We start from the raw sequence: 11,756 nt of genomic DNA on the forward strand, positions 1-11,756 counted from the left end.
TCCCTCACCAGCTGCTTAGCGGCGGGGTGTCGGGATTCGCCATGATTATCGGCTATTTTACGAACTGGAACATTGGCTTATTATATTTAATTTTCAACTTACCCCTCATGATCTGGGGAATGATTGCGATCGGCCGCAGATTTATTATGATCAGTGTTGCATCTGTCATTTTAACCGCGTGGTTGATGCAAATTCTACCTACTAGCTATGTTGCGCAGGAGCCTATCCTTGGCGCAGTGTTTGGTGGTGTATTGATCGGGATCGGAAGCGGTATCACCTTAAGGATTGGCGGTTCCACTGGCGGCTTTGATATTGTTGGCTTGATTTTAACCCGCAAGTTCGATTTTCCATTGGGCAATATTATATCCGGTATGAATGGGATCGTAATTGTGGCTCTCGGTTATTTTAAAAATAATTGGGACCTCGCCCTCTTCTCCATGTTAGCCATCTATATCTGTGGTAAAGTCGTCGATACGGTACATATTCGCCATATTAAGGTGACGGCGTTCATCGTTACGAAACAGAAGGATGAGTTGACTCATGAGCTGCTGCAGCTTCCCAGAGGTGTCACACTAGTAAAAACAGAAGGCGCTTATACCAAACAACAACATGATATGCTCATGACCGTCACAACCCGCTATGAGCTTGCTGAGTTAAAACGAATTATTAAGAAGATAGACCCAAAAGCGTTCGTAAATATCGTTGAAACCGTTGGTGTCGTTGGCGAATTCCGCAAGCTGAAGTCGTAAATCGTGTAACCAGCCTCTTTCATCCGTATTAAATTGTGTTATAATGATTGTAATTTCATATAGTTCTGGTTTCATCGTGAGTGGTTCAGGCGTAGTTCTTATTCTAATCTTATGATTGGAAGGGTGATGCTTGTGGAAACAGTCAAATTATCCAGGATTGTAATGAAATTAACACCCGAGTTGTACCCCTTCTTAACCAGCTGTGAGCTGGACTCTGAGATCGTCCTTCGGTTTGGTATCGAGGCGCTCGAGGCAGAAGATGTCATGGAGATTATTCAATTCAGTATTTCGGAACATCATAAAGACGCCCTTTATCATTAAGGGGCGTCTTTTTCTGATTATGCACAATTTTTTACACATTGTTATTGAGTTTGTAATAATTAGGCTATATAGGTTATGATATGAATATGATATAATAGAGCTTAAGATAAATTATTGGAGGTGTCTAGAATGGGAGCATTATCTCCTTGGCACATCATCTTAGTCGCAATTGTTGCCCTTCTCTTGTTCGGGCCTAATAAACTGCCTGAACTTGGCAGAGGTTTTGGCAAAATGTTTCGTGAATTCAAAGATGCAACGAGTGGAAACGGCGGTAACAACACATCTGATGATCAGCCTGCACCGGTTCGCAAAGAGATTAACCCTGCAGAAGTAACGAATACAGAGGCAGGTCAGGTTAACAAATAATGAAAAGCACCCGGTAATATTCTTTCTACAGGGTGCTTTTATTTTTTTAGCCTCTGCCGCGCATAACCGCCTGTGTGCCTAAGAACATAACTGCTGCAATGGCAGACATGACCGTCGCGAATACATACATGCTTGCGCCTCCCCACTGTTCACTTAACCAGCCCCCTATCGAACCTCCGATAATTCCTGCTAGTCCCATGAACACCATGGCAAGTATTGATTGCCCCGTTGATCCAAACTGTTCCGGCAGCAAACGAACGACATATTGTACAGCAACAATCCACAACACTGCGAAAGTAAGCATTTGTGTAACTTGCAGCCCGATTAGCACCCAAGGATCTGTGATCACCGAATAAAGAATCCAACGAATTGTATAGATAATAGCAACAATTCCAAGAACAGTAAGCTCATGATAGCGATGAATGTATCGATTTATTAAGGCAAATACAGGAATTTCGCTACATGCTGCAATTGCCCATGCCCAGCTTACCATCGAATCCGTGGCACCCAATTTATTGAGATATAGGCCTAATAGTGCATCATTCATGCGATGTGGAATTGAAATGATCAAGATCATTAACATAAACCACAGGAAGCTTTTACTTTTAAAAATAATACTGATTGCACTTAGCGTAATACGCTGTCCACTACTCTTCTCATCCTTAATAAAGGCAAGAAGCAGGAATGGAAAGATCCACAGAACCCAATAAAAATATGGAATTTTTGCTACCCCGCCTAATTGATCCAGCAGCAGTCCCGAAATTAATGCAACCCCCGAGAAACCAATGGAGCCCCATACTCGAACTGAGCCATAAGACATTCCACGAACAGCTGTTGATTTCACGACCAAATTATCGATGAGCGGGATCGATGGCAGTAAGAAGAAATAAAGCAGCAGTATAAAGCCTAATGTAAGCCCGAACCCGCTCGTTAAAAAAAGCCCAAAGCTGCCTAATAATGAAAGCACCCACAGCAAAAATACGATGTTTTTCACGGAATTGAACCTGTCACTTACATACCCCCAGAAGGGTTGAGCGAATATCGAGATAAAAGGTCCGATCATCATTAACAGTCCAATTTCTGCTGCTGTATAACCTTTCGTTTGCAAGTATAGAGGTAAATAAGGCATTAAGATTGCGCTTGAAGCATAGTAAAAAAAGTTAACTCCCGACAAAGATACAATTTGCTTATCAAGTTTCAACAACGACTACCTTCTTTCTACAACTCTCAACAAATTTCCTCTGTGCGGAGCTTGCTGCTTGCTTTATAATAAAGCAGAGAACAAGATTGGAGAGGACTTATACATCATGGAAATTTTACTTGCTTCACTTGCCCTTATTTGGGGCAATGTTACTGCCGCTAACCCTGACGCAAGCTTCGAGCAGCTCGTACAAGCATCTCTGGATGCCAAGAATGCCGTAGCAATCGTTCAACCAGCCCCAACTAATGATCCAATTGATCCTCTCGCCCCAACCAACAAACTAGATCCGCAAAAAGACGCTCCCAAGGTTAAAGGTATCTATGCTACTGCGCATAGTGCCGGAGGTGCCCGTCTCAATACACTTGTGAAACTGATGGACGACACGGAACTGAACGCCATGGTCATCGACGTCAAAGACGATTGGGGCTACATCACATGGGAAACAGGCAATCCAGAACTGGACGCAATGGGGACCACCCAGAAAATCATTGGCAATATGCCTGGACTGATGAGCACGCTTGATGAACATAAGATTTATCCCATTGCACGCATCGTTGTTTTCAAGGACACCGTTCTTGCTAAGAAGAAACCAGAATTATCCTTTGTTAATCCAGACGGCACGCTTTGGGGCAATGGCAAAAATCCGCCAGACAGCTTCGTAAATCCATATAACAAAGAAGTATGGGATTACAATATCGCTGTAGCCAAAGAAGCCGTCAAAGCCGGATTCAAAGAAATTCAATTCGATTACGTCCGTTTTCCGGAAGGCTTTGAGAAAAGAGCAGACACACTCAAATACACCAAAGATGAGCGTCCTCGCATCGATGCTGTAGCCTCTTTCGTCAAATATGCCAAAGAACAACTGCAGCCACTTGGCGTACGTGTTTCCGTTGATATTTTCGGATATGCCGCATCGGTCCCGGCAGCTGAGGGTATTGGACAAGATTTCGAGAAAATTTCTCAAAATGTCGATGTCATTTCCCCGATGATTTATCCGAGTCATTATAGTACGGGCTGGTTTGGCGCTAAAGTACCAGATGCCGCCCCTTATGTGACAATTAACGGTGCATCGAAGGATACAACGAAGAAATTAGAAGCTATCGACAAAAAAGGTTGGAAGCCAGTCGTTCGCCCTTGGATTCAAGATTTCACCGCCTCATGGGTATCAGGTTACATTAAGTACGGCCCGCATGAAGTGCAAGAACAAATTCGCGCACTAAAAGATAATGGCGTAGACGAATTCTTGCTATGGAATGCCAATAACAACTACACACCTAATGTTAGTTATTAATCAAGGAAACACCCTGAGGCTATATCCCTCAGGGTGTTTTATCGTATAATCAAGATTATGTTACCAGATTTGAGGTTAAGCTGTACACAAAAAGTTACACAAGAGATAGTGCCAATTACAAGAGATACTTTAGAGGAGTTGAAGAAATGAACATTGTTGCCATTACGGATATGGATCTGTCCCTTATGGAAGAGCAAATGCCGCAGGATCTAAAGAGCCGCACCCAATTCCAATGGTTTAGATCTTCAAAAGATGCTCAAGAACATCTTGCTGATGCTGAAGTAATCATTACAGCAGGTCGGATTAATCCAGAATACGTCACCAAAGAAAGGGCCCCTAAGCTCAGATGGATGCAAACATTATCCGCCGGGGTGGATAAGCTGCCTCTACAAGCGTTGGCAGAGCGGCAAATCCCGCTGACTAACGCGCGCGGAGTACATACGATCCAGATGAGCGAGTTTACGCTCAGTCTTATGCTTCAGTGGGTACGCAAATCCAATGAACTATATGAATGCCAGCTCCAAAGAGAATGGTATCAGCGTATCTCCGTAGGTGAGCTTGCTGGAAAAACGCTAGGTATTGTTGGTGCCGGAGCTATCGGTGAAGCCGTTGCCCGCAAAGCGAAAGCATTCGATATGTCGGTCATCGGTTTAAACCGCTCTGGTACCCCACAGTCTGGTTATGATCAAACCGTCAGCGGCGATAATGGGCTTCAACTTCTGCTTGCCCAAAGTGATTTCGTCGTCCTGCTTCTTCCCAGCACTCCAAAAACGCGAGGCTTAATCACGAAAGAGCATCTAAGCCTAATGAAACCAAGCGCCTTCTTGATTAATCTTGCACGAGGCGATGTGATAGATGAAGGTGCATTGACGCTTATGCTCCAGGAAGGTACGCTCGCTGGTGCTGCGCTCGATGTTTTCGAACAGGAACCATTGCCGGCGACTTCTCCACTCTGGAGCATGGCTAACGTGATCGTTACTCCACATATCGCGGGATCGTCCTCGCATTATACAGAGCGTGTATCTGTGATCTTTTATCATAATTTGCGAGCGCTCTTGGATGGCGGAGAAATGATGAACCTGGTGAACATCAACGAAGGTTACTAAACAACAAACGCACCTTATCCTACGCGGAATTGCTTCCGAGTGATAAGGTGCGTTCATCATTATCTGGCAGTTATCGCAGCTAATCCTCTCATATAGGGACGAAGTGCCTCAGGAAGATAGATCGAACCGTCTGCTTGCTGATGGTTTTCAAGTAAAGGAATCAGAATACGAGGTGTGGCTACAGCAGTATTGTTGAGTGTATAACAATAGCGAAGCTCGCCATTCTGATCTCGGTAACGCAGCCCGCAGCGGCGTGCTTGAAAATCAAGGAGGCTTGACGACGAGTGCGTCTCGCCATAGGCCGCCCGGCTTGGCATCCATGTTTCGATATCGTACTGCTTATAATTTTTGGCCCCCATATCACCAGCGCACACCGCAACAATTCGATATGGCAGCTCTAACAGATCCAGAATATCTTCCGCATTCCTCGTAATCTGCTCCATCATTCGATCAGCCATCTCAGGATCATTCTTACAAACAATTACCTGCTCAACCTTCGCAAACTGATGAACGCGATATAATMCACGCACATCTCGACCGGCCGAACCTGCCTCCTTACGGAAGCAATTCGATACTGCCGCCAGCTGAATAGGGCCATCCGAAAGATCTACAATTTCATTCGCATAATACGAAATAAGCGGTCCTTCCGATGTTCCTACTAACCATTTGCTCTCATCCTGCAGCTCATAAGTCTGATCCTTCCCAGCTGGAAAAAACGCTGCGTTCACCAGTGTTTCTTCACGAACCATCAACGGTACATCCATGACCGTGAAGCCACGATCCGTTAACAGATCGATGGCTAGCTGCTGAACCGCTCTGTGCAAGTACAACCCCATTCCTTTGAGGTAATAATTGCGGGTTCCAGCTACCTTAACACCTCGCGGTATATCCAGAATGTCTAGATCCTCCCCGATATGCAGATGATCCCGAGGCTCGAATGCAAATGATGCAGGCTCTCTTACTATTTTCACGACAACATTATCTTGATCCGTAGCGCCTTCAGGTGTGTCAGGCGAAGCAAGGTTCGGCACTGCCAGCATAAGTTCTTTGAACCGTTGCTCATAGTTCGCAAGCTCCTCTTGATCCGCTGCCAGGCCTACATTCCAGCTGCGAACTTGCTCCTTCAGCTCATCGGCTTCCGCTCGCTTCTTCTCAGCCATATACGTTGCAATCTGGGCAGTCGCACGATTGCGCTCTGCTCGAAGCAAGTCAACACGATGCTGCACTTGCCTCTTCTTCTCTTCTACTTCCAGGAGCTCCTCCAAGGGACATTCAATTCCCTTCTGCTTAGCAGCTTCCTTAACCTGATCTTGATTGATGCGAATCCACTTGATATCCAACATTCTCCGTCACCGCTTCCTTTTCGAATATGAGAAAAAGACAAAAAACGCCCTTGTCCGAATTGGGACGAGGAGCGTTCTGCTCGCGGTGCCACCCAACTTGATGACGACAATATCTTGTCATCATCCGCTTGGTTCCGCGATAACGGGCGGTGCCGGTTTACTTAGAGAGAGTCGATGCTTATTCAGCCATCAGCCGTTCCGATCATAAACGTCTCCGAGTTGGATGCTCTTCATAGACATAATGTCGCTTTGTACGTTGTTCGCTATTATAGACGAAGTCAATCCTCAGGTCAATAGGCACTCTGCTTATTAACTTTATTGGGATAAACGACTTGCCAACTCATAAAGCTCTTTGTTGAATTCACGCTTTGTATTAACTACTAAGTTAATATCCGTAGCGACTAACTCGCCTTTGATGACGCCACATGCTTTGGAAGAATCGCCCTCCATCAATCTACGAACCGCAAAATCACCAAGACGACTTGCCAAGATACGGTCGTTATGCGTTGGTGTTCCACCGCGTTGAATATGACCTAGAACGGTAACGCGCGGCTCAATACCAACAACCTCTGTGATCTGCTTAGCAACTCCGTCACCAGTGCCTGCTCCTTCAGCGATCAGGATGATACTGTGACGTTTGCCGTGGGAGAAGTTGTCTTTCATACGGTTAGCCACTTCACAAATGTCAACTTCAACCTCTGGCACGATGATCGTTTCTGCACCGCTGGCTAATCCCGCATAAAGAGCAATCTCTCCGCAGTGACGTCCCATAACTTCTACGATTGATGAACGCTCATGGGAAGTCATTGTATCGCGAAGCTTATTGATCGCATCCACTACGATGCTTACCGCTGTATCGAAACCGATCGTAAAGTCCGTAAACGGAATGTCATTGTCGATCGTCCCTGGCAGACCCATCGTTTTGATACCCAATTTACTTAGTTTGTTCGCTCCTTGGTAAGAACCGTCCCCACCAATAACAACCAAGCCGTCAATGCCACGGCGGCGCAGGTTATCAGCAGCAATTTGTTGACCTTCTGGAGTCATAAATTCTTTGCAGCGTGCTGTCTGCAGGATCGTTCCTCCACGTTGGATGATATCTCCAACGCTTCTGAGATCCATTTTGCGAATATCATCGTTAATTAATCCATGATAGCCACGTTGTACGGCATAAACTTCAAGTCCATGGAACAATGCGCTTCTTACAACCGCACGTACCGCCGCATTCATCCCCTGGGAGTCTCCTCCGCTTGTTAAAACTGCAATTGATTTTACTGCTGACATTTCATTTTCCTCCTTCAAATTCTTGTGAATGACATTCATGATGTCGTACGGATATACATGCTATTTAGCCAGAAAAACAACCGGGTTAACGGACTATTTTTCATAAGACGCTTGGATATGTTTTTTACTTGTTGTTGTCCATTCACTTTAGGGTCTGACAGATAGAGCGCGAGCAAACCTTCGATTATCATACGATGAAATCGCGGATGTTCCAAGAACAAAATTTTGCTGCGCGCTTCCTGCACGATAAATGCAATCMTCTCGACCGTGTCCTCCATAGAGCCGTAATAGCTGCAGAAGTTCAGATCTCCACCAAGAATATCTTCTTCCTGATCAATTAAATAATCAAGCAAAATATGAAGCCCGCAGACGTAAGGGAAATACGCCTCACGAATCGCCTCCACCTGCTTGTCATTCAACTGTGTATCGCATGCCGCAAGGAACAACATAAACATCCCTAGCGTCGACCCCGTAGCTGCCGCAAATTCATTCCAAGCAATCTGGCGATAACGATGATGATGAAGTTGCCACCACTGTTGAAGCTCTTGCTCTCGCATATCTTTGCGGATATGCTTGTACACTTGTAAATCGCAGTATAAAGCAACGAAATCCCGCACCTGATCCGCGACTTGTCCATAAGACGGCAGCAAATCGATACAGGATTGGCACTTCAGAACAAGATCCCTTAAATAGTTGCCGTCCTCTTTCTCCTGCCTGTACGCATAATAATCATGCAGAGGTTTGGATGGATCTACGGCATCCAGCATCGATTGATGCAATTGGCGGAAATCTTGAGGATCCAGCGAAGTGCTGCGATCACATAAATTATCTAGATAGTCGCTGATCGTCTGGAATGCAACGATAAGTGGTATAAGCACATGGCGCATCGACAAATTGGCAGCCGCATAGACGGCGCCGCCCTGACAATGAAATTTCTTGGTTGCTATGCTGGCTAAAGCTTGCGTGCGCAGTTCAGTATCAGGAATATTCTCCGCTCTTGTTTTCCACATGGAAAGCTGTTCGCCTACATCCGGTAAAATGTATCTATATACCCTAAGCATTAACCGGAGCGGACCTTGCGGAACCTTCGTACTACTTCTGTCCAATTGCTTCAAGCAGACTTCCTCCACAACTTTGTTCATAGCAATACTGCAGCAGAAGCTGCATTTCATAACGCTGAATATGTCTAAGCCAACTATCGACTGTTGAATTTTGAACCAGGGACACCTGAAGCTCTACCACGTCAATAAATACGCATGGATTCCAAACAGGAGAAGTAATCAGTACTTCCAGTTTCTGGCGCAATGCCTCGTTGTCTAGATCCGCCAAGTCTTTCACACTCAAATAATCTCTCACGCAGGCAATTAAATTTGAGAAAATAGGATGATGGCCGACATCATTAAACCAATATTTCGCATTGCTATAATCGCCTTCCATCCGGTGCATAAGAGCATGCCAGTAGCTGCCAGTAGCATTTGTAATTTCCTGGGCAATATCGTGTGACTTGTCGAGGCTTTCATTCAGTAAATAGAGTCCTGCTTTGATGGCCAATCCATACATCTCTTGCTCCGGACTGCCTTGGATTATATTAGCCGGTAACATCGCTTCAATGTTCGCATCCATTGCTAAATCCCATTCTTCAATTGGATATAAGGCAGGCAGATGCTCCAAGAGCGGCTTCGCAATAGCTTCCAGCCAGTCTGCACCATCTTTATTGCTATGCATGCCAGTCACTCTCCCTTTCATTAGACAAACTTAATGGTGGGTCTTCGCTTCCAAATCCTGATTAATTCGGAACCAAAGGTGAAGATCATTTATAATCGATGCCAAATCAGCAATTTCGGAATTCAAACGACAGGAAGTTATGAAATCATCTTCTTGATCCAACTGGTTTTGTTTACGAATAATTGCGCCCTCTAGCTTCATGATCCGATCGGGGATGACTCCTCGAATTTGTTCCCATCGAAATAGGATGTCAACACGTACATCAGAGGGGTAAGAGTCCCAATCTTGTTCTAGGGATGGCGTCTCAATGCCAAGTCTGGCATTGTATTGAAAATAGCAGTTCATTCTTCGGTATTACCTCCTTGCAGTAAAAACATGCTGCGATAGTTCAAGAAACATTCTACCTTTAAATGTATCACTTCAAACCTTGGGTTTCCAGTTAAAATTGTATGTCAACAATATTTCATTTTCTGGTATACTTAAATAACGTTTTTAGAAGGGACAATTTGTTAGGAGAGATACAGAAATGACCGCTTCAACTGTGAAAAGAACGATCTCATGGAATCAGCTTATCTCCTTTTTTCTCCCCCTCGGTCTTTCCGCAACGTTAGTTACCCTCTCGCACGTTATCATTAATAGCACACTTGCCCGGGCGGATAATCCCGAATTGGTCATTGCCAGCTATGCGCTACCACTAAGTTTGTTAGGCATAACCGAGAGACCAGCTGTTCTGCTAAGACAAGCTTGTTCAGCCCTCGTCAGGGACCGCATCTCATTTCGAGCTATGGCAGCGGTTAGTTCTTATGTATTTGCTTGTATCATCCTTCTTGGTCTCATTATATGCTACACGCCGGTCGGAGAGTGGGTATTTCTTTATTTCTTTGGCGTGGAAAGCGAGTTATTGGAATCTACGATCAGTGTTTACCGTATATTGATGTACGTAAGCATTTTTTCCGGACTACGGTGCTTATTTCACGGCATTATAATTTTTAATATGCGGACCAAATGGTTAACCATCGGAATGGGCGTACGCATCGTAGCTATGTATTTATTATCGTTATATTTTATTACAACAGATAATGTTTCGAGCGGGCGAGTTGGCGCTATTATTTTTCTATTGGGCATGGTGATAGAAGCTTTAGTAGCCATCTGGGAAGGTACCAGCTTACTTAAAAAAGTCATTCCCGAGAAGGCGCCTGGCAATCCCATTGAAACCAAAAAACAAATTTTCGGCTTCTATAAACCGCTATTGTATTCGTCTATTATTGCCGTCATCATCGGCCCATCTATTAATGCGGTCTTAGGAAAAACAACGCACATCCACCTAGCTATTTCTTCTTTTGCGATTGCTGGTTCTTTAACGCAGTTGGTTTTAAGTTTTTTCTCTTATATCCATCAAATCGTGTTGAACTTCTATCGCAAAGATGCAAAGTCCGTTCTGCGATTTGTATTTATTCTTAGCTTTATTCCTGGAACTCTTATCGCTATTCTTGCTTATACACCTCTTGGCCCTTGGTTTATGTCCCATGTGATGGGTGTTAATTCTGAGCTTATGCGCGCCAGTCTGCATGCTATGCGTATCTTCATGATTATGACATTAGTATTCCCTTGGCTGGATTATATGAACGGAATTATCATGCTCAGAGGGCAAACGAAAATCATGATTTTCTCGCAATCGGCGAATGCTATGATAACGGTGTTAACCCTTTTCATTGCCATTTGGGCCGTACCCGACTGGAACGGAATGATTGGGGCATTGGCACAATCCGTTGGCACGCTAGCTGAGCTGCTTGTCGTCGTTTACGTGCTCAAACGCACGTCTGAAGAACCGCAGCCAAGTCTTTCTCCAAAAAATTTGTAGTGAAAACGAGTGATAATCCTCTATGAGTACGTCTAATCTTATAAAGTCACAACACCGCCTGCTCCGCTTGTTCACATTTTCCTTTTTTATGACAATGGGCATCGTGGTCACTTTTTTCCCCCTGTACTTTGATTACAAAGGATATTCCAAGCTTCAAATTGGATTGCTTTATGCCATTGGGCCGCTGATTGGAATCGCGACAAATTTATTGTGGGGCTTCTTGAGCGACCGTTTTCAAACTGTCAAAAAAATCATGATCATTCTGATCATTGGCCAGCTCATCACAGCTATCTTAGTGTTTACTGCGGGATGGTTTTCCCTCTTGTACGTTTGTTTAGCGATGTTTTTCTTCTTTCAGCAGCCGGTTAATTCTCTCAACGACAGCCAACTCATGCTCAGCATTCGAGCTAGTGGCAAAAGTTACGCCTCATTCCGTGTGTGGGGCTCCATCGGGTTCGCTGTATCCGCCGGTGGATTCGGTTTGCTGCTTAGACACTACGGGACAGGAC

The 11,756-nt window shown here is 44.8% G+C and carries 13 protein-coding genes; 7 read left to right on the forward strand and 6 right to left on the reverse strand.

What is annotated here, in order from left to right:
* The 3 genes from AC1DUA_RS07270 to AC1DUA_RS07280 form a co-directional block, all read left to right on the forward strand.
* On the forward strand, positions 1 to 749 hold a 749-nt coding region (locus AC1DUA_RS07270; protein WP_477499093.1), incomplete at its 5' end, for a YitT family protein.
* Between the two features lie 126 nt (positions 750 to 875).
* The gene (locus AC1DUA_RS07275) at positions 876 to 1,070 is read left to right on the forward strand and encodes a hypothetical protein (RefSeq protein WP_079413795.1); all 195 of its coding nucleotides are present in this window, start codon (positions 876 to 878) and stop codon (positions 1,068 to 1,070) included.
* Between the two features lie 129 nt (positions 1,071 to 1,199).
* Entirely contained in the window at positions 1,200 to 1,436 is a 237-nt protein-coding gene (locus tag AC1DUA_RS07280; protein ID WP_477499094.1) for a Sec-independent protein translocase subunit TatA/TatB, read from the forward strand.
* A 46-nt stretch (positions 1,437 to 1,482) separates the two neighbouring features.
* On the opposite strand, the gene AC1DUA_RS07285 is transcribed toward AC1DUA_RS07280, so the two are convergent.
* On the reverse strand, positions 1,483 to 2,640 hold the full coding sequence (locus AC1DUA_RS07285) for an MFS transporter (RefSeq protein WP_477499095.1): 1,158 nt from the start codon (positions 2,638 to 2,640) through the stop codon (positions 1,483 to 1,485).
* 103 nt (positions 2,641 to 2,743) lie between these two features.
* Here AC1DUA_RS07285 and AC1DUA_RS07290 point away from each other — a divergent pair, with 103 nt between their 5' ends.
* The gene (locus tag AC1DUA_RS07290) at positions 2,744 to 3,928 is read left to right on the forward strand and encodes a putative glycoside hydrolase (RefSeq protein WP_477499096.1); all 1,185 of its coding nucleotides are present in this window, start codon (positions 2,744 to 2,746) and stop codon (positions 3,926 to 3,928) included.
* A gap of 146 nt (positions 3,929 to 4,074) precedes the next feature.
* Entirely contained in the window at positions 4,075 to 5,034 is a 960-nt protein-coding gene (locus AC1DUA_RS07295) for a D-2-hydroxyacid dehydrogenase (protein ID WP_477499097.1), read from the forward strand.
* 59 nt (positions 5,035 to 5,093) lie between these two features.
* Here AC1DUA_RS07295 and serS read toward each other — a convergent pair whose 3' ends face one another.
* The 5 genes from serS to AC1DUA_RS07320 form a co-directional block, all read right to left on the reverse strand.
* On the reverse strand, positions 5,094 to 6,377 hold the full coding sequence (gene serS / locus AC1DUA_RS07300; protein ID WP_477499098.1) for a serine--tRNA ligase: 1,284 nt from the start codon (positions 6,375 to 6,377) through the stop codon (positions 5,094 to 5,096).
* A 315-nt stretch (positions 6,378 to 6,692) separates the two neighbouring features.
* On the reverse strand, positions 6,693 to 7,661 hold the full coding sequence (gene pfkA, locus AC1DUA_RS07305; RefSeq protein ID WP_477499099.1) for a 6-phosphofructokinase: 969 nt from the start codon (positions 7,659 to 7,661) through the stop codon (positions 6,693 to 6,695).
* Between the two features lie 35 nt (positions 7,662 to 7,696).
* Positions 7,697 to 8,722, reverse strand: coding sequence for a tetraprenyl-beta-curcumene synthase family protein (locus AC1DUA_RS07310; RefSeq protein ID WP_477499104.1), 1,026 nt, complete (start codon positions 8,720 to 8,722; stop codon positions 7,697 to 7,699).
* A gap of 31 nt (positions 8,723 to 8,753) precedes the next feature.
* A complete protein-coding gene (locus AC1DUA_RS07315) occupies positions 8,754 to 9,386 on the reverse strand; it encodes a hypothetical protein (protein WP_477499100.1) in 633 nt (210 codons plus the stop codon).
* Between the two features lie 30 nt (positions 9,387 to 9,416).
* Positions 9,417 to 9,731, reverse strand: coding sequence for a hypothetical protein (locus AC1DUA_RS07320; protein ID WP_477499101.1), 315 nt, complete (start codon positions 9,729 to 9,731; stop codon positions 9,417 to 9,419).
* 181 nt (positions 9,732 to 9,912) lie between these two features.
* On the opposite strand from AC1DUA_RS07320, the gene AC1DUA_RS07325 reads away from it, so the two are divergent.
* Both AC1DUA_RS07325 and AC1DUA_RS07330 read left to right on the forward strand, forming a co-directional pair.
* Positions 9,913 to 11,247: a multi antimicrobial extrusion protein MatE gene (locus tag AC1DUA_RS07325; RefSeq protein ID WP_477499102.1), complete on the forward strand. Its 1,335-nt coding sequence runs from the start codon at positions 9,913 to 9,915 to the stop codon at positions 11,245 to 11,247.
* Positions 11,248 to 11,269: 22 nt separating this feature from the next.
* Positions 11,270 to 11,756: MFS transporter (locus AC1DUA_RS07330; RefSeq protein ID WP_477499103.1), on the forward strand; the 487-nt coding region annotated here is incomplete at its 3' end.

The organism is Paenibacillus sp. 01T422 (assembly GCF_056398785.1).

Bases quoted from the DNA above. Each gene is read 5' to 3' on its own strand.
- AC1DUA_RS07275 (WP_079413795.1), top strand. From the start codon at position 876: ATGCTTGTGGAAACAGTCAAATTATCCAGGATTGTAATGAAATTAACA.
- AC1DUA_RS07280 (WP_477499094.1), top strand. From the start codon at position 1,200: ATGGGAGCATTATCTCCTTGGCACATCATCTTAGTCGCAATTGTTGCC.
- AC1DUA_RS07290 (WP_477499096.1), top strand. From the start codon at position 2,744: ATGGAAATTTTACTTGCTTCACTTGCCCTTATTTGGGGCAATGTTACT.
- AC1DUA_RS07295 (WP_477499097.1), top strand. From the start codon at position 4,075: ATGAACATTGTTGCCATTACGGATATGGATCTGTCCCTTATGGAAGAG.
- pfkA (WP_477499099.1), bottom strand. From the start codon at position 7,661: ATGTCAGCAGTAAAATCAATTGCAGTTTTAACAAGCGGAGGAGACTCC.
- AC1DUA_RS07315 (WP_477499100.1), bottom strand. From the start codon at position 9,386: ATGCATAGCAATAAAGATGGTGCAGACTGGCTGGAAGCTATTGCGAAG.
- AC1DUA_RS07320 (WP_477499101.1), bottom strand. From the start codon at position 9,731: ATGAACTGCTATTTTCAATACAATGCCAGACTTGGCATTGAGACGCCA.
- AC1DUA_RS07325 (WP_477499102.1), top strand. From the start codon at position 9,913: ATGACCGCTTCAACTGTGAAAAGAACGATCTCATGGAATCAGCTTATC.